General features: G+C 51.7%; 14 protein-coding genes and 1 pseudogene. 4 read left to right on the forward strand and 11 right to left on the reverse strand.

What is annotated here, in order from left to right; genetic code table 11:
- Positions 1-68 precede the first annotated feature (68 nt).
- Positions 69-617, forward strand: coding sequence for a DUF3617 domain-containing protein (locus WG68_RS07750; protein ID WP_046557104.1), 549 nt, complete (start codon positions 69-71; stop codon positions 615-617).
- Positions 618-645: 28 nt separating this feature from the next.
- Positions 646-1,623 (forward strand): aldo/keto reductase, encoded by a 978-nt coding sequence (locus tag WG68_RS07755; RefSeq protein ID WP_046557105.1) that lies wholly within the window; start codon positions 646-648, stop codon positions 1,621-1,623.
- Between the two features lie 15 nt (positions 1,624-1,638).
- Here the strand turns inward: WG68_RS07755 and WG68_RS07760 are convergent, their stop codons facing one another.
- The 4 genes and pseudogenes from WG68_RS07760 to WG68_RS07775 all read right to left on the reverse strand — a co-directional run bounded on the left by WG68_RS07760 (position 1,639) and on the right by WG68_RS07775 (position 7,209).
- Complete coding sequence (locus tag WG68_RS07760; RefSeq protein ID WP_152663055.1) at positions 1,639-3,285, reverse strand: methyl-accepting chemotaxis protein; 1,647 nt, start codon at positions 3,283-3,285, stop codon at positions 1,639-1,641.
- Between the two features lie 147 nt (positions 3,286-3,432).
- Positions 3,433-4,440 carry a LacI family DNA-binding transcriptional regulator gene (locus tag WG68_RS07765; protein WP_046557106.1) on the reverse strand — a complete coding sequence of 336 codons (1,008 nt, stop codon included), beginning with the start codon at positions 4,438-4,440 and terminating at the stop codon, positions 3,433-3,435.
- A 12-nt stretch (positions 4,441-4,452) separates the two neighbouring features.
- The gene (locus WG68_RS07770; protein ID WP_046557107.1) at positions 4,453-5,823 is read right to left on the reverse strand and encodes a glycoside-pentoside-hexuronide (GPH):cation symporter; all 1,371 of its coding nucleotides are present in this window, start codon (positions 5,821-5,823) and stop codon (positions 4,453-4,455) included.
- Positions 5,824-5,852: 29 nt separating this feature from the next.
- Positions 5,853-7,209: pseudogene (locus WG68_RS07775) on the reverse strand (GH1 family beta-glucosidase).
- A 158-nt stretch (positions 7,210-7,367) separates the two neighbouring features.
- Here WG68_RS07775 and WG68_RS07780 point away from each other — a divergent pair.
- Both WG68_RS07780 and WG68_RS07785 read left to right on the forward strand, forming a co-directional pair.
- Positions 7,368-8,645, forward strand: coding sequence for a sugar MFS transporter (locus WG68_RS07780; protein ID WP_046557108.1), 1,278 nt, complete (start codon positions 7,368-7,370; stop codon positions 8,643-8,645).
- Positions 8,645-11,191: a glycoside hydrolase family 3 protein gene (locus WG68_RS07785; protein ID WP_046557109.1), complete on the forward strand. Its 2,547-nt coding sequence runs from the start codon at positions 8,645-8,647 to the stop codon at positions 11,189-11,191. Before WG68_RS07780 ends, WG68_RS07785 begins: the two co-directional genes overlap by 1 nt.
- Before the next feature lie 397 nt (positions 11,192-11,588).
- On the opposite strand, the gene WG68_RS07790 is transcribed toward WG68_RS07785, so the two are convergent.
- From WG68_RS07790 to WG68_RS07820, 7 genes are all read right to left on the reverse strand, one after another.
- Positions 11,589-14,546, reverse strand: a complete 2,958-nt coding sequence (locus WG68_RS07790) for a TonB-dependent receptor (protein ID WP_046557110.1) — start codon at positions 14,544-14,546, stop codon at positions 11,589-11,591.
- Positions 14,547-14,571: 25 nt separating this feature from the next.
- Complete coding sequence (locus WG68_RS07795; RefSeq protein WP_235357699.1) at positions 14,572-17,205, reverse strand: glycoside hydrolase family 16 protein; 2,634 nt, start codon at positions 17,203-17,205, stop codon at positions 14,572-14,574.
- Between the two features lie 133 nt (positions 17,206-17,338).
- Positions 17,339-18,835 (reverse strand): tryptophan halogenase family protein, encoded by a 1,497-nt coding sequence (locus WG68_RS07800; protein ID WP_046557112.1) that lies wholly within the window; start codon positions 18,833-18,835, stop codon positions 17,339-17,341.
- Between the two features lie 37 nt (positions 18,836-18,872).
- The gene (locus WG68_RS07805) at positions 18,873-19,871 is read right to left on the reverse strand and encodes a cupin-like domain-containing protein (RefSeq protein ID WP_083981825.1); all 999 of its coding nucleotides are present in this window, start codon (positions 19,869-19,871) and stop codon (positions 18,873-18,875) included.
- A gap of 1 nt (position 19,872) precedes the next feature.
- Positions 19,873-20,580 carry a SapC family protein gene (locus WG68_RS07810; RefSeq protein ID WP_046557113.1) on the reverse strand — a complete coding sequence of 236 codons (708 nt, stop codon included), beginning with the start codon at positions 20,578-20,580 and terminating at the stop codon, positions 19,873-19,875.
- Positions 20,581-20,590: 10 nt separating this feature from the next.
- The gene (locus tag WG68_RS07815; protein WP_083981826.1) at positions 20,591-22,195 is read right to left on the reverse strand and encodes a tryptophan halogenase family protein; all 1,605 of its coding nucleotides are present in this window, start codon (positions 22,193-22,195) and stop codon (positions 20,591-20,593) included.
- A gap of 63 nt (positions 22,196-22,258) precedes the next feature.
- Positions 22,259-25,219 carry a TonB-dependent receptor gene (locus WG68_RS07820; protein WP_046557114.1) on the reverse strand — a complete coding sequence of 987 codons (2,961 nt, stop codon included), beginning with the start codon at positions 25,217-25,219 and terminating at the stop codon, positions 22,259-22,261.
- Positions 25,220-25,334 lie beyond the last annotated feature (115 nt).

A 25,334-nucleotide genomic window follows, 5' to 3' on the forward strand; every position in this document is an offset into this window, starting at 1 on the left:
GGTTTTGGTTATATGCGCCTATGCTTAGCCACTGTTTTAACCGTTTTGTCTTATCATGGAGGATTATCATGCAACCACGTAAATTTGCCATTAAAAGTGTTGCCAGTGCGCTGCTAAGTGCCGCATTGGTGTTAAGCCAACCGGCCAGCGCCAACGCCGTAAAGCTGGATGTTGAACCCGGCCTGTGGCAGCATAGCTTTAGTATTAAAACCGCCAGTGGCGAGCTGGAACGTGCCATGCAACAACTGGAGCAACAGCTGGCCAGTATGCCGGCTGCGCAACGGCAAATGATGGAAAAAATGATGGCCAGCCAGGGCATGTCGTTCGATTTAAAGGGCAGCTCGGTGCAGGTGTGTCTGACTCAGGCAGAAATTGATCGCGGTCAGCTACCGCAGCAGGACGGCTGTCAGCAGCAAATCCGCCAAACGGGTGACAGCAGCTACAGCTTCTCTTTTAATTGTGATACCAAGCCGCCCACCAGTGGTAGCGGCGATATGACCTTTACCGGCCGCAAGGCTTACACTGGTAACGCCAGTTTCACTACGGAAGTGAACGGCAAAGCTGAGCAAATGACCATGCAACAAAGCGGCAAGTGGCTAAAAGCTGATTGCAGCTGATTTTTTTAACTCCGCTACAGGATCTGCTATGCCCGACAGTCGTTATCCGCTGGCCAGTAAGCTGCGCCAGCACAGCCCGTTAGTTTTTGGATGTATGAGTTTAGGCGGCCCCTGGAACAGCAATCCGCTGTCTGCCGCCGATATAACAGCAGCACACCAGGCGGTTGATGCCGCACTGGAAGCCGGCATTCGTATTTTCGATCATGCTGATATTTACACCTTGGGCAAAGCCGAGCAGGCGTTTGGCAAGGTATTAGCGCAGCGGCCAGAACTGCGTCAGCTCATCACTTTGCAGTCGAAATGTGGTATCCGCTTTGCAGATAAACATGGCCCGCAGCGCTATGATTTCTCGGCAGAGTGGCTTAGCCAGTCAGTTGATCACATCTTAAAACGGCTGCAAATTGAGCAGCTGGATATCCTGCTGCTGCACCGGCCAGATCCGCTAATGCAACCGGAAGAAGTCGCCGCGACCTTTGGCCAGCTGGTGCAAAGCGGCAAGGTAAAACATTTCGGCGTATCGAATATGCAGCAGCACCAAATGGCATTGTTGCAAGATGCGCTGATAGATCCGTTACTGGTGAATCAGCTGGAGCTGAGTTTAAGCCATCTGGCCTGGCTGGATGAGGGCACCACCGCAGGCTGTAGTGGCCAGCCAGCAGTTAACTTCAGTGCCGGCACCATCGAATACTGCCGCCGGCACAAAGTACAGCTGCAGGCCTGGGGTAGTTTAAGCCAGGGCTTGTTCAGCGGCAAAGATACCAGCAAAGCAGCGGAACCTATCAGGGCGACGGCCCGCCTGGTCGCAACGCTGGCAGCTGAATATCAGGTAAGCCCGGAGGCTATCGTACTGGGTTGGTTAATGCGCCATCCGGCACAGATCCAGCCGGTAATTGGCACGATAAATCCCAGCCGGATAGCTGCCTGTGGCCAGGCCAGCCAGGTGCTATTAAGCCGCGAACACTGGTATGCATTATACCTGGCAGCACGCGGTGCACCGCTTCCTTAGAAAATCAATTTTACGCTAATCGGTTTTAAAGCGGCTGACCTGGCCGCTTAGCCCCTTAGCAACCTGCTGTAATGCCGCCACCGCGCCACGGTTTTGTTTCATGGTTAGGGTGGTTTCACGTGACATGGTCGCAATTTGCTCGATATGCTGTGCCAACTCAGATACAGCTGCCGACTGCTCATTGGTAGAGCGGGACACATCGCGCACATTGTGCAATGAATCCTCTGCCTGCAAGCGAATTTGCTCCAGCATCGTCGCCGCCTGATTCGCCAGCGCCAGCCCCTGCGCCACCCGCGGTGCTGACGTTTCCATTGCTTGTACCGCTTGCTGCGTTTCGTCCTGCACCAATTTAATCATGCCGGCAATTTCGGTGGTGGCTTTACTGGTTCGCTCAGCCAGTTGCCTGACTTCGTCGGCCACTACAGCGAAACCGCGGCCAGTCTCACCGGCCCGGGCCGCTTCAATCGCAGCGTTTAATGCCAGCAAGTTGGTTTGCTCGGCAATGCTGCGGATCACACCGGCAATACCAGCAATCTCTTTTGAACGTTGCTGCAGGCTGCCAATCTCTCTGGCCGATTGTTGCACTGTTTCGGCAACCACCCCAATTTCGATAGCCGCGTCTTTCACCAGTTTGGCACCCTGAGCTGACAGCTCTGCGGTTTTTTCTGAGTTCTGCTCGGTAAGCTGTACGGTATTGGCCACCGCATTCAGGCTAACCGTCATTTCTTCAATACTGGCCGCTGATGCAGTTGACGACGCAGCCTGCAACTCGGATGCCTGCAGCGCTTCTTTGGATGCCAGATCCAGTTCAGTCGCCTGCGCTGACACGGTATTGGCCGCATTAATCACTTCTTTTAAGGTTTGTCGCAGTTGCTGCTGCATGCTGGCAACCGCCGCCAGCATGCTATTGGGCTGGCTCTCTTTAATCTGGGTTGTTAAGTCGCCTCCGGCTATCTGGCTGACGATCTCGGCCGCCAGCGCCGGTTCGCCACCCAGCGCATTGCGCAGATAACGACTGATATACCAGGCCGTGACACCGCCGATCACAATTGCCAGTAAGGTAAGCAATACCATTGATACGGCAAAGGTTGCCGCTACATCACGAGCGTAAGTGGTGGCCTGCTGATTTTTCTGCTCCTGATAATCAATAAAGGCATTAATGCTGGCTAACCAGTCAACAAAGGCCGGGCTCATTTGTTGCAATAATAACTGCTGCGCGCCAGCTTGCTGCCCTTGCTGGCGTAAACGAACAACCTCAGCGGCCAGCGGTTGAGCCCGTTGTTCAACCTGATGAATGGCATCAAGTAAGCGCCGTTCAATCGTGCTGTTGGCACTGCGCTGGAACAGTTGGTCCATTTGCTGACGGGATTGCTGATAAAAGCCCTGCAACCGATCAATATCAGCCAGCACCGGGGGCAGATCTGCCAGGTTAGGTACCAGGGTTACATCGCGCAGGGCAATGGCTCTGTCATGCACACTGCCCCGGAAGTTAATAGCATAACGCTGCTTAACTGAATTATCTTCGGTAATTTCTGTCAGGGTATGGTTAATCTGGCTGACCCGTTGCACCCCAAACAGGGTCAGAGCAATCATTAACAGCAGCACAACGCCAAAACCCAGGGCTAATCGCATGGCGACCGTCATCGACTGTGTATGTTGCATGATTAAACCTCTGTACTGCAAACGGGCGGGTTGCACGTTAATGGCAGCACTATACGCGGTTGCTTTAATCAAAACTAATGAAATTAACGTGAATAATCTAACGAAAAAATCGATTGATTTTTAAACTACGCGGCGCCTCAGTACCACTCAGGTTATGGTTGCCTCAGCCACTGAATCACGCGCAATAAGATGGGGGTCAAATACCTGCTGCACGGCAATGCTGCTTTGTTTATACACCTGCTTTAATACCCAGCGCGCCGCCATATGGCCCATGGCACTGATCGGATAATCGATGGTTGAGAGCTTTGGATAGGTATAATAAGCAAAGTTAACATTATCAAAACCCATTACCGAAAAATCGGCCGGTACTTCATAGCCCAGTTCGCGGGCCGCAGTCAGCGCGCCGGAAGCCATTTCATCATTAGCGCAGACGACAGCGCTAAAAGGCCGGCCACTGGCCAGCAACGCCTGTAAGCCTTTGCTGCCACCCGTTTCCCGGAAATCACCTTCATAAAACAACTTATCTTCAGCGGCTAACTGATACCCGGCCAGGGCCCTTTGGTGGCCACGGAAACGATCGCGGGCGTCTGTTTTCCACATTGGCCCGGCAATGTAGGCAATATGCCGATGGCCCTGCGACAACAAATAGTCTGTTGCTAAAAAGCCACCAAGCTCGTTATCCAGGCTGATACAGCGATCTGCCAGCGCCTCGACCTGACGGTTGAGCAACACAAAAGGCGTTTCTTGCTTACTTAGCTCGATTAAAAACTGATCGCTAACCGCTTCAACATGCAAAATAAGCGCATCACAGTTACGACTAAGTAAAAATTCGATGCCATCCTCTTCGGTTACCCGCTCACTATGACCAGCAGCAATGATCACGTGCTTGCCGGCAGCGCGAAACTCCGCTTCAATGCCGGTTAGCATTTCACCGTAGAAAGGGCCGTGCAATTCTGACACTAAAATACCAATACTGTTGGAGCGATTAGACGCCAGCGACTGGGCAATAGAATTAGGCCGGTAACCGAGTTGCTCCATCGCTGCCAGCACTTTATTACGAGTTGCCTCGCTCACCCGGACATTATTGTTCATCACCCTGGAAACAGTAGCCAGTGATACCCCTGCTAATTCAGATACCTGGTAAATGGTTGCCATGCTTGACCTGTGCTAGTTGGTTAAGGCGTCTACTCTAGCATGCTCTGGCGACGAACCACCAGATTGCTGTGCCAGTTGCCGGTGAATATCCAATACCCGCTGGCCGGTAAGCCGGTAGCGGCTCATCACCAGGGCGACCAGCACCGAGCCAATCGCAGGTAACAAGGTAAAACTAAGTAAAATACCTTGCTGGGTCGCCGCTGTTTGCACAACATCAGCCTGATAACCATACCCTGCCAGTAACCAGCCGGCTAAAGCGCCGCCAAGTGCCAGCCCCAACTTAATAAAGAACACGATAGACGAATAAACCAGCCCGGTGATCCGTATGCCGGTTTTGTAATGGCCATAATCGACAGTGTCGGCCATTTTGGCCCATAGTAATGGTGTAGCCATTTGTAAAAAAAAGCCCCACAGAAAATACAGGCCAAAGGCCAGCACCAGCTGTTCACTGCCAATAAAAAAGCTGATAACACAAATGACGGCCGAGATAAGCTGCAGGCCAATATAGGCTTTTACTTTATCGACATAGCGGCTAAGCCACTGCGCGGCAGCGCAGCCGGCAATATTGCCCAGCATGCCAAGGGTAATAAAGGCCGTGATCAAATCCTCCCTGCCCAGGAAATATTTGACATAGTAAATCGCCAGGGTGGTGCGCAGTACCATGCCAGTAAGCAGGAAAAACGCCGCCACACATAAAATACGCCACTGGTCGTTCTGCCACAATGAGCCAAAACTATTTTGCAGTGTAAGCTGTTGATTAGCAGGGGCCTGCACCCGCTCACGCGTACCCCAGAAACAGAGTAAAAATAACACCACACCCAATACACTCATGGCGGCGATAGTCAGCTGGTAGCCCTTGGCATTATCACCATTGCCAAAAAATGCCACCAGCGGCAAGGTACAAGCCGTGACCAGTAAACCACCCAACATGCCAAACACAAACCGGTAAGACTGCACCGACACCCGCTCTGTCGGATCAGCCGTTAGTACGCCACCCAGGGCGGAATAGGGGATATTGATAGCCGTGTAGGCCAGCATCAGCAAGGTATAAGTCACAAAAGCATAAATGACCTTAGCATTGGCCGATAAATCGGGAGTGGTAAAGGCCAGCACACTACACAAAGCAAAGGGTACCGCCAGCCATAATAAATAGGGCCGGTATTTTCCATGGCGGCTTTTGGTTTTATCAGCAAGCGCACCCATTAACGGGTCGGTTACCGCGTCGATAATTCGCACCAGTAAAAACATGCTGCCCACTACCGCCGGCGAAATGCCAAATATGTCGGTATAAAAGAAGGTTAAAAACAGCATAACCGTCTGAAATACTATGTTGCTGGCGGTATCACCCAGGCCATAGGCCACTTTTTCGCGTTTTGTCAGCATGCTAACCCCTGATGGCGTGGTAATAATAGTTACTCTTTTTCGCTGGCTGTGTTGATGTTTGGATCCCGTCTGTTCGCAAAACAGTCGCGCAGTGCGATAGCGCTGCTTTTTAAGGTACGCTGTTGAGTGGTGTAATCAACATAGACTATGCCAAAACGTTTGGCATAACCTTCGGCCCACTCAAAATTGTCCATCAGGCTCCAGGCAAAGTAGCCATCAATCCGCATGCCGGCATGAATGGCAGCTTCGGTTGCTTGTAAATGCTGCTGAAAATACTGTACCCGCTCAGCGTCCTGCACCTGCCCGTGCTGCAAGCTGTCGGGCATGGCCGCACCATTCTCGGTAATATACACCGGTGGCAGGGTATAGCGGCTATTAATGGCCAGCAGGATCTCGGTTAACCCTTGCGGATAAATCTCCCAGCCCATATCAGTTAACGGTGGTTGGGTTGGCGGCACGTCACTAAACCGACCTTTATGACTGGCCCGATATACTGTACGGGTATAGTAATTTACCCCCAGAAAATCTAACGGCTGAGCAATTATCGCCATATCCCCCTCAGCAATCTGTGGCTGCTCGTTCAGTGGCAACTGGCTGAACAGCGGCGGATAACGCCCCTCCATTATCGGCTGCAGATACCACTGGTTATGATACTGATCGGCCATCTCAGCTGCCCGGATATCGGCCTCACTGTTACTGGCCGGATGGCAGGGGCTGAAATTCAGCACTATGCCATTTTTAGCCTGCGGCGCATTTTGCTGCAACACCTGTAGCGCCAGGCCATGCGCCAGCAATAAATGATGCGCTACTTGCCGGCCTTGCTGGCGGTTTTGCACGCCGGGGGCATGAATACCGGCTTCATAGCTTAAATAGGCGCTGCAAAAGGGTTCATTTAAGGTGGCGTAGGAATATACCCTTGTGCCAAAAGCCCGGCTGACCACATCGGCGTAGTCAGCAAACTTATAAGCGGTGTCACGGTTTAACCAACCACCGTTATCCTGCAAGTATTGCGGTAAATCCCAGTGGTACAGGGTAACAAAGGCTTTAATATTGCGAGCCTGCAACGCGTCGAGCAATTGCAGGTAAAAATCCAGCCCGGCCTGATTTATGCTGCCATCGATATTGATCACCCGGCCCCAGGCAACAGAGAAGCGATAAGCATCTACTCCCAAAGCTGCAATTAACTCAACATCTTCCCGCCAGCGATTAAGATGATCACAGGCCATCCGAGCCGTCTTTAATCCGCCCGGGTTCGGCGCAAAAGGTATCCCAGATACAGGGCAAGCGGCTGGCAGCCGCGCCTTCAATCTGGAACGCAGCAGTGGCCACCCCAAACACAAAGCCGGGCTGAAGTAAGGGTGAGTTGGCAGCTAAGGAGATTTTCATCAATTTGGCTATCTTCCGAACGTAAAGTTACAGGCAGCTGGACGACAAAAAATTTGCCAACAGCGTGATATATGCTATAAATGAAAGCGCTTACATAATACTAGACGGCCCTAGCCAGCACGTCAATAAAAAAACACTATGCACCCGAGGGGGACAAGATGGCAGCAATACCTACAACCACGGCAACCGCCACAGCGGATACTGGCAATAACCAGAATTACCGCTTCGCGCTAACCGCTCTGACCTCACTGTTTTTTATCTGGGGATTTATCACTTGTCTGAATGACATTTTAATTCCCTATTTAAAGTTGTTGTTCGACCTGAGCTATACCCAGGCCATGTTGATCCAGTTTTGTTTCTTTGGCGCTTACTTTGTGGTCTCGGTGCCAGCCGGCATGCTGGTCAGTAAAATTGGCTATAAATCGGGTATTGTTACTGGCTTACTAATCGCCGGCGCCGGCTGTTTGTTATTTCTGCCGGCAGCAGCCATGCATGTTTATGCCATGTTTTTGTTGGCGCTGTTTGTGCTGGCTTCGGGCATTACCATTCTGCAGGTGGCCGCTAACCCCTATGTTAGTGTGCTGGGCAAACCAGAAACCGCCTCCAGCCGCTTAACCATGACTCAGGCCTTTAACTCGCTGGGCACCACGGTAGCGCCGTTTTTTGGTGCCTGGCTGATATTTGGTGGCATGGATGCGCCCGAGCCGGTAGCCGGTGCCGTTACTGAATCTACCGTGCAACTGCCTTATTTAATTCTGGCTGCCAGCCTGGTGCTGCTGGCCATTATTTTTGCCTGGTTAAAACTGCCGGCGATGGGCAAGAAAGACCCGACCGAAGCACTGCCGCTGGGCGGAGAAGCCTGGAAACAACGGCATTTAATGCTGGGTGCGCTGGGTATTTTTGTCTATGTTGGTGCCGAAGTGGGCATTGGCAGCTTTTTAGCTATTTATTTGTCGATGCCGGAAATTGGTGACATGACCACCGCCGCCGCCTCGCATTACATCGCCTGGTACTTTGGTGGCGCTATGCTCGGCCGCTTTATCGGCGCTGCAGTAATGCAAAAACTCAATCCGGGTAAAGTGCTGGCATTTAATGCCGTGATGGCAGTATTGCTACTGGCCATTACCATTTTATCCTCTGGCAAATTAGCCATGTGGTCGCTGTTACTGGTCGGCTTGTGTAACTCTATTATGTTCCCGACTATCTTCAGTCTGGCGATTGCCGGCTTAAAACAATACACCGGTCAGGGTTCAGGTATTTTATGTCTGGCCATTGTCGGGGGTGCTATTCTGCCGTTACTGCAAGGCATGCTGGCTGACAATATTGGCGTACAAATGGCCTTTATTCTGCCGTTAGTTTGCTATATCTACATTGCTTTCTATGGACTTAATGGTTGCAAGCCCCGAGCTGTTGCCACTACTAAGGATTTAAACTAATGCTTAACACACTTACCCTAAGCCGCCCCTTACTGTTGACGCTGAGCATCGGCTTACTGCTGGCTGGCTGCAGCAAACCGGCGCCAACCGATAGCGCCACGGTTAACGCGGAGTCAAAAACTGATATTACCATCTGGCCCCAACTATCCTTGCCTGTTGCGCAGGATACCGCCATGGAGCAGGCGATCACTGAGCGGCTGGCCAGCATGACCCTGGGGCAAAAAATTGCCCAGATGATCCAACCAGAAATTCGCGATATCACGGTTGAGGATATGCGTAAATATGGCTTTGGCTCTTATTTAAACGGCGGCGGCGCCTTTCCAAATGATGATAAATACGCTACGCCAGCCGACTGGATAGCGCTGGCCGAAGCCATGTATCAGGCCTCGATTGATGACAGCCTGGATGGCAGCAATATTCCCACCATGTGGGGCACCGATGCGGTGCATGGCCATAACAATGTGATTGGCGCCACCATTTTTCCGCATAACATAGGTTTGGGTGCAGCCAATAACCCGGCGTTAATAGAGCAAATTGCTGAAGCCACCGCCCGCGAAGTGATGGCCACCGGCATTGACTGGGTGTTTGCGCCCACGGTTGCCGTAGTGCGCGACGATCGCTGGGGCCGTACCTATGAAGGCTACTCTGAAGATCCACAGATAGTACGCAGCTATGCTGCCGCCATAGTCCGCGGTCTGCAAGGCGCCGCTGACGGCGACTTTTTAGGTGAAAGGCGGGTGATCAGCACCGTTAAGCACTTTGTGGGTGATGGTGGCACCAGCGGGGGGGTCGATCAGGGTAATACTGAAATAAGTGAGGAAGAACTGTTCCGCATTCATGCCCAGGGCTATGTTGGTGGCTTACAAGCCGGTGCGCAAACGGTGATGGCGTCGTTTAACAGCTGGAATGGCAGTAAAATTCATGGCGACAAGTACTTACTTAACGATGTATTGAAAGACCGGATGGGCTTTGATGGCTTTATTGTCGGCGACTGGAATGGCCATGGCCAAATTCCGGGCTGCACTAACGACAACTGCCCGCAAGCGGCCAATGCCGGGTTAGATGTTTATATGGTACCCACGCAAGCCTGGAAGCCGCTGTACTACAACCTGATAGCCCAGGTAGAAGCCGGGGATATCAGCATGGCGCGGATTGATGATGCGGTGCGCCGGGTACTGCGGGTTAAAAAACGCGCGGGCTTGTTTGATAAGCCGAGCCCAGCCAACCGGCCGCTGGCCGGCCGCACTGAGCTCATTGGCGCCGCTGAGCACAGAGCCATTGCCCGTGACGCCGTGCGCCAATCGTTGGTGCTGCTGAAAAATCAGCAAAACCTGTTACCACTTAATCCTAAACAGCGGATCTTAGTGGCCGGCCCGGGGGCCGACAATATTGGCCAGCAATCCGGCGGCTGGACTATCAGCTGGCAGGGTACCGGCAATACTAATGCCGACTTCCCCGGTGGCAGCTCGATTTATGCCGGCATTCAGCGCCAGGTAGCCGCAGCCGGTGGCAGCGTCGAATTATCCAGCGATGGTAGCTTTAGCCAAAAACCCGATGTGGCAATAGTGGTGTTTGGCGAAGAGCCCTATGCCGAAGGCAATGGCGATTTAGATAACCTGGAGTATCAGCGCGGTCATAAAACCGATCTGGCGCTACTACAACAACTCAAAGCACAGGGCATACCAGTGGTGTCGTTGTTTATCAGCGGCCGGCCACTGTGGGTTAATGCTGAACTGAATGCATCCGATGCCTTTGTTGCTGTCTGGTTGCCGGGCAGTGAAGGTGAGGGCGTGGCCGATGTTATTCTGGCTAAAGCCGATGGCAGTGCGCAGTATGACTTTCATGGCAAACTTACCTTTTCCTGGCCGGTCAGCCCCAACCAAACCGCAGTTAACCGTGGCGATGCTGATTATCAGCCACTGCTGCCCTATGGCTTTGGCCTGCGCTATGGCGAACCAGAGTTGCTGAGCAGCAGCTTGTCAGAGGATAGCGGCGAGTTGAGCGGACCGTCAGAGCTGGTGATCTTTGAACGCGCACCGCGCTCTCCCTGGTTATTGCAGCTACGCAGTGGCAACGACAGCGACATGGTGACCAGCAGCGTGCAACAGCTGGGGGCCATTAGCAGCCGTACCTTTGATAATCAGGTGCAGGAAGATGCCCGCCGCTTTGAGTTTGATGGTAGTGCAGCGGCCGCCCTGAGCTTTATAAGCCCGTTCCCGCGCGATTTACGTGCCTTTACCGGTGCCGACAGCCAGTTATCAGTGCAACTGCAGCGCCGCGGCCCGGTGCCCGACACGGTATTGCTGGGGATGGAATGCGGCGCTGACTGCAAGGCCAGCCAGAATATTGCCGCCACCTTGGCTGCCATGCCAGAAGGCGAGTGGCAAACCGTGCATATCAGCCTCAGTTGCCTGCAACAGCAAGGCTTAAATCTGGCCCAGGTGTTTAGTGTGCTAACAGTTCAAAGCAGTGGCGCGCTTAACCTGAGCCTGGCCGATGCGCGCATTAGCTCAGCGGCGCAAAGTACCGCACTAGCCTGCCAGTAAATAGTTACCAAGTAAGTTATTCAGGGCGCCAGCAGGCGCCCTTTTTTATACGCTTTAACATAAACAGCGACAAACTATGCCAAAAGGCAATGGGGCAGGTGTGCTTACGAAGCAGCGGCAGGGATGCCGCGGAAGCTGAAAGGGCACAGGGATGTGATCCTTGAAGCTGGCGCAGTAAGTATCTCCAGCTCCCTTGTCTTAACACCCATCTCGACAAAACCAACATTTAATAAGCACACCAGCCACCCAGCCTAACTAGCATGATCTTAACGTCGAGGCTCTCGCACCAGCCCTTTTGCTTTGGCCTGAATCTTGACCGCAACTGGCTTAAAATCCTGAATTTTATGAAAAAAATGCCCAGCTAGCCGGGCATTTTGATTCAGGGAGGCCTTACTTATCAGAAGCGATAACGGGCACCAACAACATAACGGGTGCCGTACTGGCGGGCAAACAGGAACTGCTCTTCATAACGTCCATAGCCACGTTCGGTTTCGTTAGTCAGGTTAATGCCTTCAAAAAACACGGTAAAGTTGTCTGTTACATCATAGTTCACGCTTAAATCCCACTGCGCATAAGATTTAGCAAACTGCGGTGGTGCATCAGACGAGCCTTGTGCCTGTCCCACACCAATCAGATAACTGTCACGCCAGGCATAGGTGGCTTTAATTGAAATACCGTCTTTTTCATAAAACAATTGCAGGTTAGCAGAATCACTCAGGCCAGATAACGGCGCCTGTTGTTCCAGACTTTCGGTATCAAACTTAACATCACCACTTACCAGGGTGGCGTTAACCCCAAAACCAAAGCCGCTGTCGCCAAGCAGGTGCTGCCAGGCAGCTTCAATACCATCGACGGTTTTACTGTCAGTATTGCGTGGCTGGCTGATACTCCAGACAATTAACGGGTCCGCATTGGTTGGTTCAATTTTACCTTCAGCATTGCCGTGACCATTGGCCAGCATTTGGTCAAAAATCGCGGTACTGGTGGCCTGTTCACCACGCCCTTCAATATCGGCTATGGCTTGCAAGTAACGCGGCCCATTGAAAATATCGTGTAAGCCATCAATAGTGATATCGGTAATGGTGGTTTGAATAAAATTATCCACACTCTTTCTGAAGTAACCAATGGCGGCATAGCTGCCGGCGGCGTAATAGTATTCCAGGCTTAAATCGAGGTTAGTTGCTTCAAACGGCAACAGGTTAGTATTACCCTGGCCACCACTGCGCGCGCCCGGCCTTGGGCTGCCACTTAAGCTACGACCACCAGCCAGCGCCCCCAGCGGTGCACGGGAGATGGTTTTGCCCCAGGAGAAGCGCGCTACCACGTCGTCGGTCACATCAACCTTGATATCTAACATGGGCAGCAGCACATCATGCTTGCCGGTCAGGGTCAGGAAGTTATCGGCGCCACCTTGTTCATATTGCATAATCCATTCTGAAGCACTTTCCCAGTTTACCTGGCGCTCAACCCGTTGGCGCACAGTGCTGGTTACGTCGGTTTCTTCGTAGCGTAACCCCAGATTTAACTGTACCGGATAGTTAGCTACTTCAAAATCCCAGGCTGACTCCAGATAAACGCTATTGGTCACTTCTTTTACGTAGCTTTCACTGTCGATACCATCAAAATAGGCATCCGGCACATACGCATCACTACCCATTACCGCTTCGGTTAAAAAGGCGGCCTGGCGCGCTACGGCTTCATCGAAATCGTAGGTGTAGTAGTAATTACTTAACATGTTACTGCCACCGCCCTGAAATTGGTTCAGGAAATTGCGGGTGTTGTTCAGGGTAAACATGCTGTCCGGGAAAATTTCGGTAAAGGCCGGGTTAAAACCCGGGCCGCCGCGCAGGCCGCTCCAGGCGTTCCAGCCACCCATGGTTTGCTCTGTACGGGCAATGCCGCCGGTGATTTTTTCCAGTGGGATCTTGTCAAAGCGTGAGTTAAACCAAGTGCCATCTAACTGCAATTGCTTCACGGCCGACTCACCCGGTGAATGAATAAACTGACTGAAGTTAGAATCAATTTCGCCCGGTTGCAGCACATTAGTGCCATTGCGCCAGCGGATTAACGCTTGCGGGATGTCGCCGCTGCGGTAGTCATAAATTTTGCTTAGCAATTGATCGGAACCCAGAATAACCTGGCCAGCATTACCACTACCCTTATCTGCGCCGTTATCGGTTTTGTTGTTTGAGTCGTGGTAATCAATACTGATGTCAAAATCATCGGTCAGTTGCCAGCCCATGTTAAAACCAATTGAGCGTGCTTTTACTTCGGTAGTGCTTTTGTTTGCGGTGAAAGAGCCATCATTACCGCCTATATCGGCAAAAATGGCGGTACCACGCTCGTCCAGTTCATAGGCATTGATATTGCCACCAAATTCGTTCCATATGCCCCAACCAATCCCCTGCACCCCGGTCAGAGCACGGCTGGCCGTGTAATCCAGGGTAAAGTTTATAGCGTCGGTTGGCGCGAACTGCAAGGTAAGCTGGCCATTGGTGCGCTCACGCTGCACATCTTCAATGCCATAATTCATATCTTTTGGGAAAAAGTGATTACCAATTGGGTTACCTTCAGCATCACGCGGCCGGGCATCAATAGCCAGCGAATCGGCTAATTGTGGCAACGGCACATTCGCCTGCCAGCCCTGAATATTCGCTTGCTGGCTTTGGAAATCGCGACGGTGGTGCGACAACGATACAGCTACACCAAAGCGATCATCGGCAAAAGTGTTGCTGTAAATACCGGCCAGCTCGGGGGTGACGTTGTCGCCCTTCACATTCGAGCTATCGTGTAGGGCTTTACCCATGATCGCCAGTTGCTGGCCGGGGGTGGCCAGCGGTTTGGCAGTGACAATATTTACCGTCGCCCCTAAACCACCACTGGGGTTAGCGGCACGGGCTGTTTTAAACACTTCTAAGGCGCTCACCCCTTCGGCAGATAAGTTTTCCAGGTTGTAAGAGCGCGAGTAACCGGTGCCCGGCATTTGCCGGCCGTTTAAGGTGACCAGGTTGAACTCAGGGCCAAAGCCCCGCACTGTGATCTGGCTACCTTCGCCGTTAACCCGGCTTACCGATACACCGGTGATCCGTTGTAATGACTCAGCCAGGTTGGTATCAGGGAACTTACCCATTTCTTCCGCTGAAATTGCATCCACCACTCCGGAGCCTTGCCGCTTCATATTCATTGAGCGGGCTAAACTGCCGCGAATCCCTTTGATCTGAATAATTTCAACGTTCACGTCTCGCGCTTGTTCGTCGCTGGCGTCCTGCGCCTGCACCGGCATAAGCAAACCGGCGGTCAGTACCACAGATACCGCCAAGGCCACCCGGTTTTTATTAAATGATATTGGTTTCATAATCGTCCTACTCTTGTCGCACTGATTAGTTATTTGAAATTTCAGCGTTATCAATTTGATAAACCGCACCCGTGCCAGTACCCCAGGCTGGGAACACCATAATCACGCTGATGTCGCTGATATCTAAACCAGCATCAAACAGACTTTGCAGGCTAAAGCTATAGCGGGCCCACTGCCCGGTAACCGGCGCCTGACCATTGTTACCGGCGGCTAATGGCAGCTCGACGGCACTGCCCGCACCAGAGGACTCAATTTTAAACAACCAGGTAGAATCCGGGTTTGCAGGAGCATCCACCACCCGCATATCAAAACTTAGCGCACCATTGGCCAGCAATGGTGAGGCATCAAAAGACACGCCTTCTTTGGCTAAAAAGCCCTGCACGGTTTCCGGCGAACCCAGCACTGAAAACTGCGCTACGTTGCCATAAGGTGCACCGGCATCGACAACTTGTGGTGTTGAGCCGGCACAACAGTCCCATAAGGTCCAGTCAGCATTTACCGCATCACGGAACAAGGTTAACGAGCCGGTGTTGGCGGCATTAGGGTTATAGATCAGCACATTATCTAAGCGGTATACCGCACCTTCACCGGTGCCCCAGGCAGGGAATACCATCAGCACATCAATGGCACTGATATCCAGACCGGCATCTGACAAACTTTGAATACTAAAGGTATAGGTGGCCCACTGGCCGGTCACCGGTTGCTGCCCGGCATTGCCGGCACTTAGTGGTAACTCTACCGCAGACGAACCACCATCAGCTTCAATTTTAAATAACCAGCTGGAATCGGGGTTAGCCGGGGCATCAACTACTTTCAGCTCAAACTGCACCACACCCTCAGCCAATAAAGCTGAGGCATCAAACGGCTCGCCCGAGCCAGCTGGTGCACGGTTAATAAAACCCATTACCGTAGGTGCTGCACCAATACTGAACTCTGCAGTCAGGCCATGTGCCTCATCGTCCATCACCTCAATCGGGGTGCTGCCACCACAGCAATCCCACATTGGCCAGGCCGGATTCTGGCCATCGGTAAAGATCACTAATTCTGGCGAAGCTGTTGCAGGTGCGGCAATTTGTACGTTATCTACCCGATAAACAGCACCATTACCGGTGTCCCAGGCGGGGAAAATCATTACCACGTCAATAGCCGATAAATCCAGCCCGGCATCTGCCAGCATTTGCAACGGGAAGCTATAGCTTTGCCACTGGCCGGTTACTGGCGCCATGCCTTCACTACTTGCCGTAATGGCCAGTTCGGCAAAGCTGGAGTTGTTATTACTTTCTACCTTGAATATCCAGCTTGAGTCTGGATTTGAGGGCGCTGACACCACCTGCATATCAAAGCTGACGCTGCCAGTTGCAATTAATGGTGAGGCATCAAAAGGGCTGGCCACCCCAGGGGCAGTAACAAAAGCAGAGCGGCTGATAAAGCCATTGACCGTAGGCTGTGGGCCTACTAAAAACTCATACACATCACCGCGCTCAGCATCGGCAACCAATGCCGGGGTCGAACCTCCACAACAATCCCAGGCTGGCCAGTTCGGATTAGGCGTGCCGGCAAAAATAGTCAGGTTTTGTGCCACCCCGGTCGACGGTGGTGATGGAATAGGCGCTTCGCCAATAACCAAGGTGTCGGCATCTTTATAGCCGGCACGCACGGTTTCACAGCCTTTGCCGCTGCTTAAATTCTGGCCGCACTGGTATACCCGCACGTAATCAATTTCAAAGGTCTGGCCATCAGCAAACGCCTCAGCATCAATGCCTAGGTTGTTAACGTTTTCCGGCCAATTGCCGCCCACGGCTAAATTCAGCAGAATATGAAAGCGTTGATCAAAAGGCGCATTATTCCATTGAGTTTCCAGCGCACCGGTAGCAATATTGTAATACTCGGCAAACCAGCCGCGATGGCTCAGGCCAACCGCTTCGCCACGGCTGTTAAAGCGCACTTTTGATGCCATCTGGGTTTGATACAGGTAATCATCCACATACCAGCGTATTTCACCTTCCTGCCATTCAATAGCATAGGTATGAAAGCCATCGGCCGGATTCATGCCTTCAGGCAGCAGATAGGCTTTACCGGAATACACATTGTTGGGCCAGTCGCGGCCATAGTGCAAGGTGCCATGGACATTCGCTTCGGCAACGCCATCCTCAGCCACTACTTTCAGGTTAACGGCTTCCATAATGTCGATTTCGCCAGATTTAGGCCAACCACCGTACACCTCATCGGTGGGCAGCATCCAGAATGCCGGCCAGGCACCCTGGCCTGAAGGCAATTTGGCGCGCATTTCAATCCGGCCGTATTTGAAATCACCCTGGTATTTGGTATTCAGCCGGGCAGAAGTATAAGGCAATGGAGAACCTTCGCCGGCAGGCAGCGCCACTATATGCAGTTTGCCATCAGCAACAAAAGCGTTGTCAGGGCTGTCGGTGTAGCATTGCTTTTCCTGATTGCCGCCACCGGCGCAATTGACTTCATGCGTCCATTTGTTACGGTCAATGCTGGTACCGTCGAACTCATCACTCCAAACCAGTTGCCAGTCACTTACCGGCTCGGCCGGGTTTACGGCCGTAAAATCGGAATTGGTTGCAACATCGCCACCACACCCGGCCAGGCCTGCCGCCATTAGTAAGGCGGTTAACATTGAAATCTGTTTCATTTTTTTTATCATCCCCTGGGTCTTTGCTACCTGCTGACTGAAACGCCAACACCATATAAGGTATCTGCAACATAAAAATGTAAGCGCTTACATAAAGTAGTTGATTAATTTTCAGCCGTCAACAAATTTGTCTTTATACCCGATTACTCATCGCCGGGCAGTAGCTTTGCAAAAACGCCTGATGACTCGGCAATTGCGCCACCAGTCGCTGATTTTGTAGTTTGATTTGGCTAAGGAAATGGCTGAGCTCCTGCTCGCTCATCAGCTCCACGATCGGGTGGTACTGCTCTGGCGTAATGCCCTGGCCCAGCATCACCTGCGTCCAGGAGTTTTCACCAAATAACTCGTTCGGCACTTTAAATACCCGACCCGTTTCCTTAAACAAGCGAATACGATGGGCGAGTGACTCCGGAATGGGCATGCTTTGGCAGTAGCGCCAGAATGCCGTGTCACGGCGCGCGGTAACATGGTAGTGCAGAATAATAAAATCGCGAATATTCAGCACTTCATGTTCGGTTTGCTGATTAAATTCATCGACATCCGCCAGGCTGATGCCATGCAGTGGGAACATTTGCAGCAAGCGCACTATGCTGCGCTGAATAAGGTGAATACTGGTCGACTCCAGCGGCTCTATAAAACCACTGGCCAAACCCAGGGCGATACAATTTTTGTTCCAGTGTTTGCGGCGCATGCCAGTGCGAAATTTGATCAGTCGCGGCTCGGTCAACAAGTCACCACTGAGATTGGCCAGCAACAGCGCTTTAGCCTCATCATCGGAGTAATACTTACTGCAATACACTAAACCATTACCGACCCGGTGTTGCAGCGGTATTTGCCACTGCCAGCCAGCACCGTGGGCGATGGAGCGGGTGTAGGGTACCGGCTCACGCGTGGCGCGGGTTTGTACCGCAATCGCCGAGTCACAAGGCAACCAGTGGCTCCAGTCATCAAAGCCGGTGTGCAGCGTTTGTTCAATGAGCAGTGCGCGAAAACCGGTGCAGTCAATAAACAGGTCGCCGGCGATGCACTCACCGCTGACCAGCTGTAAGGCGGTAATATTGCCGCTTTGCTCACAAGTTTCGACCTTGGCAATTTTTCCTTCAATGCGCGTTGCACCATGCTGTTCCGCCATGGTGCGTAAGAATTTCGCGTATAAACCGGCATCGAAATGAAAGGCGTAATTTAATGGCCGATTTGGCAAATGGGCAAACTTACCGGCCTGAGCCGCCAATAATTCCGGGCAATAATCACCGTAGTCACTGGCGAGCCCGACTTGCTGCCCTTTTAACCAGAAATGCTGAAAACCCGCCGCCCAGCAATCCTGACCGGTGGTACCAAAAGAGTGAATGTAGTCCTGGCCCTGGTCGCGCCAGTTTTCAAACTGAATGCCTAATTTAAAGGTGGCCTGCGTAGCAGCCATAAACTCAGCTTCGTTAATGCCCAGTAGCTTATGCAGGGTCAGTAACGGCGGTATGGTCGCCTCACCCACGCCTACGGTGGCGATATCGTCACTCTCGACCAGGCAAATTTGTAAATGCTTACCCATTAATTTGGCGATGGCCGCGGCGGCCATCCAACCAGCGGTTCCACCACCGGCAATAACCACGCGTTTTATTGCTTGCGACTGCATTTGGACCTCGTTGTTATTAATTGAGCTATCAATTCAGTTATCGATTGAGTTTATTTAATAGTTCAGCACGGACTTGCCGGGCCACAGGCTCAGTCAAGGGGCCTTGCAAACCTCGTAGATGTTCAGGAATGTGTTCGGCTTGCTCCTGACCAAATACATAATGCTCAAAGTGCGCGCGCCATGCCGCTTTTTGCTCTGCCGGCAAAGCATTAATACTCAGCATCGCCAACTTAAGCGCCAGTTGCGGACTAGGGGCATAAGCTGGGCTTTCTCGCCACCAAAAATTCATCAGCACATTGAGCGGGCTCAGCGCCTCAACGTGATGCCACCACATGCTGGGGATAATTAACGCATCGCCGGGCTCCAGTTCTACCACCTGCGCATGCGCCATCGCTTCGGCAAATTTTGGGAATTGGGTTAAATCGGGCTTGGCAAAATCGACCAGGCTAATCGCCTGGCCAGCTGGAGTGACATCCAGCGGTCCAATATACAAATTAGCCAATTGCCCGGGCGGAAATAAGGTAAAGCGACGACGCCCAGCCACTACCACCGCCAAATTTTGCGGCAGGTCGGCATGCGCCGCAACGCGGCTTTGGTTGCCAAGCCACAAACTGACCAGCAGGTCATTGCCATACTGCGCTAACGCCGGCACCTGCTGCTGTTGCAACCACTGTGGAAACCAGCGTGGCACAAAAGTGGAACCGACATACCAGTGGCCACCGCCATTGGGCGACGCCAGCAGTTGCTCAAGTTTGGCGTGCACCGGCTGAAAGTTAAAGCCGCTGAAGTCCGCATTGTAAAACACCCGGCCGCCACTGCTGGCACCGCTGGTATAGGCGGTAAGGGGTTCACCACTGTAATGGCTCAGCAAATAATCACGCATGGCAGGCTCACCTTGCCTGGCGGCGCAGACGGCTGGCCAGTGCGCAGCAAAACCAGGCAGATGCAGCGGCTGGCTGCTATTGAGTTCGGCTGCGCTGATGCTATCCGCGGTCAGGCCGGCCCCTGGGGCTACCGGTTGCGCCGCAGACCACATATTAGTGCCTGTCCAGCAGTTGATTTTTAAAGCTAATCAACCGCACAAACTGTGATTGCGAGGCCAGCATCATATAAATCGCCTCTAAGTAACCCGCCTGCTGCAACTGCGCCAATTGCTCGCCACTGAGCTGCGCTAATCTGGGCTCGTTGATGGTATAGAAACCATGCAAACTGTGCTGTTGGCCATTATTCAACGTGACATCCAGTACAAAAGACTCCATTAACTCCAGTGCCAATAGCTGCTGGCTGAACTGCCTGGCGTCGGTAATGCCATGATGCAAGGTTTCCAATTGCTCAGCCACTTGTTGTAAATAAGGGCTGTGCCCACCAAATTCCAAAAACAACGCTTCTCCACTGGTCCGGCTTACTTTCGGGTGCGCTGTATCAAGGTGGATAACGCGCTCATTATTTTGCAGGCCGATGGTAAAGGGCGAGCGAGCGATGTCTAATGGCAAATAGCCCGCTTGCCAGCCTTGCTGTTGCACAAACAGGTTTTCACCAGATTGAAACCCCAGCAGCAGCACAGGCATAAATTGGCCGGTATTACCGTCTTTGTAAAACAGGATGGGATAATAGGCTTGTGCAGCGCGAAATTCAGCCGGGAAACTCAAACAAAACATTTGGTTATCACCCAGCTCCAGGCTACGTTCAGTGCGGATCTTCACGTCAAGATGATCAACGTTATTGAGTATTTCGATACTAGCCATCTGCTCCCCTTTAAATCTTTTGTAAGCCATGAACTCTGATTTGGTTCAATAATTCGCGATTACTGCTCAGGCCCGCTCTGAGCTGTTGTGTTTTCTGCTGTACTTCGGCAAAGGCATGGTTGGCACGTACCTCTGAGCTTGCCTTTAGTGGCCGCGCGCTGCCTGGTAAGTGCTGCATACCATATAAAATATATTGGTAACTGGCGGCCGGAAATAATTCCTCCGCCATCGGTAAATCATAACGGCTTGGCACAAAGTGTTGCCACATCATCAGTTTTTGTTGCAGTGCCGCCGGCATGCTGCTGTCAGCGCGTTGGGCCAACCAATAATCGCTGTCGTCCCGTGTCGACAACACGTAATGCAATTTTAAAAACTCAACAATTTGCTGCCAACGGTAGCTGAACGTTTGATTAAAACGTTCAGCGACAATAACAAGCTGCGCCATGCTACGAGGTAATTGCTCGCTGATAAACTTAGCAGACAACTCAACCATCACCAGGGCTGATGCTTCTAACGGTTCAACAAAACCAGCCGCCATACCCACCGCCACGCAATTATGCCGCCAAAATTGCTCGCGGTAGCCTGGTGTAAAGCGGATAAGCCTGCTCTGGTAGCGTTCGGTAAATTGTTGCTCAGATAATTGCAGGTACTGTGCAAGTGTCGCCCGCGCTTGCTCTTCATTGGTATGGCCACTGTGGTGCACAAAACCTACACCACGGCGGGTTGGCAAGCCGATATCCCACACCCAACCTTGGGTTTGTGCTGTAGCCAGCGTCGCCGATGCAATGGGCGAGCGCTCATCATCGTAAGCAACCTGCACCGCTAAAGCACTGTCATTTAACAAACAATGCTGCACACTAACCAGGGGCGTTTGGTAATGCTGGCCTAACAGCAAACTCTGTAACCCCGAGCAATCAACAAATAAATCGCCGGTTAGGGCACCATGTTGCGCAGTTTGTAGCGCAGCAATACAGCCATCAACCTTACTGTGTACGGCAACCACATCATCCATAATATGCGTCACCCCAAGCCGTTTAGCATGCTGGCTCAATAAGGCAACAAACTTACCGGCATCTAAGTGATAGCCATAATTTTGTAAAAACGCGTACTCCGGGGTACTAATGCGTTTAGGTGCTAAACCAGCGGCAATCACCGCAGGTTGGCTGGATACTGCCGCGGCAAACTCAACTTGCTGCTGGTAACTAAACCAATAATCTGCAATGTCCAGTTCATCAGCCGCTACAGGCGCGGTAAACGGGTGGTAATAACAATCCTGGGGGGCAGCGCTGCGCCATTGGCGGAACACACTGCCTTGTTTAAAGCTGGCATCGCAGCTAAGTAAGAATTCGGTTTCAGAAATGCCGATCCGCGCTAAGGTTGCGCGCATCGATGGCCAGGTCCCCTCGCCAACACCGATGGTAGGCACCGAGGCAGACTCAATCAGGGTAATCTTGACCAGAGGGTTTGCTTGATGATCGGCTGCCAATAAGGCCGCAGTAAGCCAACCCGCACTACCACCACCAACAACAACAATATTTACCCTGCCTCCCTCGAAGGACTTTACCTTTAAGGCTGCAGCAAGGTTATCCGTTTCGAGTGACTGGGTTGCTTGCATTATGACCACTTCTTGTAAAAAGTAGCCATCTTGCGATGGCTACTTGTTCAGGGCAACAACATCTTAGAACGTATAACGCGCACCGATGCCAAAACGACGACCTGTTTCAGTATAGTTCACTAATTGCAGTGAATTACGCTCATGTGAACGCATTGATTCGTTGGTCAGGTTGATGGCTTCAACGAAAACCGTCAACTGTTTGTTTACATCGTAGCTGGCGCTGGCATCCCATTGACCGTAAGACTCTACATAAATGGGGTTTTGTAAGCCTAAGGTGTTAACCGTTGACGCCAGGAACTTACCACGCCAGTTATACGCAATACGCGCTTGTATGCCGTCTCTATCGTAGAAACCCACTAAGTTGTAGGTGTCGCTCATGCCGAGTAACGCAAATTGCTCGCCCAAACTTTGGTTGTCGTAGTTAAAATCACCACTGACGAAGGTCGCGTTGGCTATCACACCAAAGCCCGTGTCACCGATTAAGTGCTGCACCGCCAATTCCCAGCCGTCTAACTTGGCGTCATCCTGGTTAACTGGAATAGTAATATCAAAGGTCGCTGGCGTATCGCCTGCCACACCCAGGATAAAGCCATTCGCATCGACCGTTTCCGGGTAGTTCGCTTTGATATAATCACGAATGGCTGTAGTGTTGTTACCCACCGCAGCAACAGCTTCGGCATAACGGGCACCTTGCGCCGGGTGTGCTAAATTGAACGTTTGCTCTTCAACCGTAGTACGGCCGATAAAATTCTTCGCCTTTTTCCTGAAGTAACCAACGGCCATATAGCTGCCTTCGGCATAGTACCACTCTAAGGATAAATCGAGGTTGGTTGACTCAAACGGGTCCAGATCCGGGTTACCACGAGCCCCCGTACCGCCATCAATCCGCACTAACGAGTTAAGGGTTTGACCGCCCTGAATATCGGCATAGCTTGGGCGGGCCAAGGTTTTGCTTATTGAAGCACGTAGAATAACGTCATCCACTACTTCAATATTAAAGTCGATGTTTGGCAATAGATTGCTGTAGTCTCCTGTTAATTCAGTGAAATCACTTTCACCGGTGCTGATCAGGTTAAACTCGTTGTCACCCGCCCAGGCGATGCCGCTGTATACCGGCACTAAAGCGCTTGAGGTAACATCGGTTTTCTCGTAGCGTATACCGGCGGTTAAACCATAGGGACGCGAACCAATGTCGCCGGCAAAGTTGAACTGCAGATAAGCTGCCCGCTGCTCTTCGGTGGTGCGACGGTCTGTGGTCATGTTGGACGATGCGCAGAACGACGTACCGCAATCTCCCACCGAACCTAAGGCGCCATAGGTGTCACTGGCAATCTGACGAATGGTATTGAAATCCCAACGGAAAAATTCTTTGAGCATATCGCTGCTGGTAGATGCGTCAAAATTATCGCCCAATTGGTCAAGCTTAAATACCGACGGGTCGATATCACCAGCCGCACCTAAACCTCCCCAGTTATCTTGTTGCACGTTAGAAAACGCTGAACGGTTCTTTGTTTCTGAACTGGAAATACCAAAATCGATACTGTTTAACACTCCGTCGTCAAACACATAGCTACCGCGAAGTTGCAATTGCTCGATGTCACTGCGCATTTGGCTGTTACGGAATGAACTGCCTGTTACTCGCATATCTTCACCACTAATACCGGTGAAGCCAGCAGGATAGCCAATGGCTAAGGTAGGTAAATCGCTGTCAAAACGCGCAGTCGTTAACGTACGCACAAACGTTGCAGTACCAATCACATTATTACTGCCAAATGGGCTATCCGGGCGCGACACTGCTGACGAGTCATGATAGTCCAACTCTAATTTCAAGTTGTCGTTAACTTGCCATTTGGTGTTGAAACCCAGTGATTTGTTCTCGTTCACGTTTGAGAATTGCCCGCCACCCATGGCTAAATCGCCTGGCGCACTGAACGCTTCTGAGTACACGATTGGCGCAGCCACCGGGCCATCGCTCCACACCCCCGTCGACGGACCAAAGTTAAACCACGCAGAAACGTCGTTGTAACGGTCTGACACTTCGTTTTTCGAATAGGTGTAATCTAAAGTGGTTGTTACCGCTTCAACCGGGCGATACTGCAAAACTAACTGGCCATTAGTACGGGTTCTTTCCACTTCGTGGAAGGCATAACCTAAGCTTTGCGGTACTGAATAAATGGAGTCTGCTGCAGGGTAGTTTTGATGGGCATTTGGGCCATCAGGGATCAAGCCACCCCAGTCAGCATTACCGCCACCCCAGTCGAAACCATTGATATTACCAGGGAAGGTACGCCAACCACCGCTGTTTGCTTGCTTATTGCCGCTATCACGCTGTTGATAAGAACCGCTGATTGCCACACCAAACTTGTTGTCATTGAAGGTGTTGCTATATAAACCTGATAACTCAGGCGTGATATTTGAGCCTTCGTCAGTTGACTGGTCCATCACACCTTTAACACCAAAAGTGGCTTTCATGCCGGGCGCATTCAATGGCTGGCTGGTCAAAATGTTAATGGTTGACCCCATACCACCGGTTGCAATGCTGGCACGGCCAGTTTTATATACTTCAACCCCGGCAATACCCTCTGCCGCGAGGTTAGCAAAGTCAAAAGAGCGGGATGATGATGCTGTCGTTGCTTCCAGTGACGACGCTGGCATTTGCCGGCCATTGAGCATCACCAGGTTAAATTCCGGACCAAAACCACGCACCGTCACCCGGCTACCCTCACCGTTTGAGCGGTCAATCGCTACGCCGGTGATCCGTTGTAATGATTCTGCCAGGTTGGTGTCTGGAAATTTACCCATATCTTCAGCAGAAATCGCATCAACCACGCCTATGGAGCTGCGTTTTATATCCATCGACTTGATCAAACTGCCACGGATACCTGTCACCTGAATAATTTCAATTTCTTCGTTGGTCTTTTCTGTTTCTGCGTCCTGAGCATAGGCAGGTGCTAGTACACTGGCGCCTGTGATCAGTGACAAACTGACCGCTAAACGCGATAGTTTGAAACGTGTGTGGTTCATACCCTTCTCCCGAGTTTACTTAATGCGGTATCGTTATAATATTTTTTTGGGCCTACATTACTTACAGCAAAGCGTGCAATACATAAATGTAAGCGCTTACAAAAGGTAGATGATT

The organism is Arsukibacterium ikkense, assembly GCF_000987775.1.
GTDB lineage: Bacteria > Pseudomonadota > Gammaproteobacteria > Enterobacterales > Alteromonadaceae > Alishewanella > Alishewanella ikkense.

Excerpts from the sequence above, each read along its gene's own strand:
- WG68_RS07790 (WP_046557110.1), bottom strand. The coding sequence starts at position 14,546 with ATGAAACCAATATCATTTAATAAAAACCGGGTGGCCTTGGCGGTATCT.
- WG68_RS07800 (WP_046557112.1), bottom strand. The coding sequence starts at position 18,835 with ATGCAGTCGCAAGCAATAAAACGCGTGGTTATTGCCGGTGGTGGAACC.
- WG68_RS07805 (WP_083981825.1), bottom strand. The coding sequence starts at position 19,871 with ATGTGGTCTGCGGCGCAACCGGTAGCCCCAGGGGCCGGCCTGACCGCG.
- WG68_RS07765 (WP_046557106.1), bottom strand. The coding sequence starts at position 4,440 with ATGGCAACCATTTACCAGGTATCTGAATTAGCAGGGGTATCACTGGCT.
- WG68_RS07820 (WP_046557114.1), bottom strand. The coding sequence starts at position 25,219 with ATGAACCACACACGTTTCAAACTATCGCGTTTAGCGGTCAGTTTGTCA.
- WG68_RS07785 (WP_046557109.1), top strand. The coding sequence starts at position 8,645 with ATGCTTAACACACTTACCCTAAGCCGCCCCTTACTGTTGACGCTGAGC.
- WG68_RS07755 (WP_046557105.1), top strand. The coding sequence starts at position 646 with ATGCCCGACAGTCGTTATCCGCTGGCCAGTAAGCTGCGCCAGCACAGC.
- WG68_RS07810 (WP_046557113.1), bottom strand. The coding sequence starts at position 20,580 with ATGGCTAGTATCGAAATACTCAATAACGTTGATCATCTTGACGTGAAG.
- WG68_RS07815 (WP_083981826.1), bottom strand. The coding sequence starts at position 22,195 with ATGCAAGCAACCCAGTCACTCGAAACGGATAACCTTGCTGCAGCCTTA.
- WG68_RS07795 (WP_235357699.1), bottom strand. The coding sequence starts at position 17,205 with ATGAAACAGATTTCAATGTTAACCGCCTTACTAATGGCGGCAGGCCTG.
- WG68_RS07770 (WP_046557107.1), bottom strand. The coding sequence starts at position 5,823 with ATGCTGACAAAACGCGAAAAAGTGGCCTATGGCCTGGGTGATACCGCC.
- WG68_RS07760 (WP_152663055.1), bottom strand. The coding sequence starts at position 3,285 with ATGCAACATACACAGTCGATGACGGTCGCCATGCGATTAGCCCTGGGT.
- WG68_RS07750 (WP_046557104.1), top strand. The coding sequence starts at position 69 with ATGCAACCACGTAAATTTGCCATTAAAAGTGTTGCCAGTGCGCTGCTA.
- WG68_RS07780 (WP_046557108.1), top strand. The coding sequence starts at position 7,368 with ATGGCAGCAATACCTACAACCACGGCAACCGCCACAGCGGATACTGGC.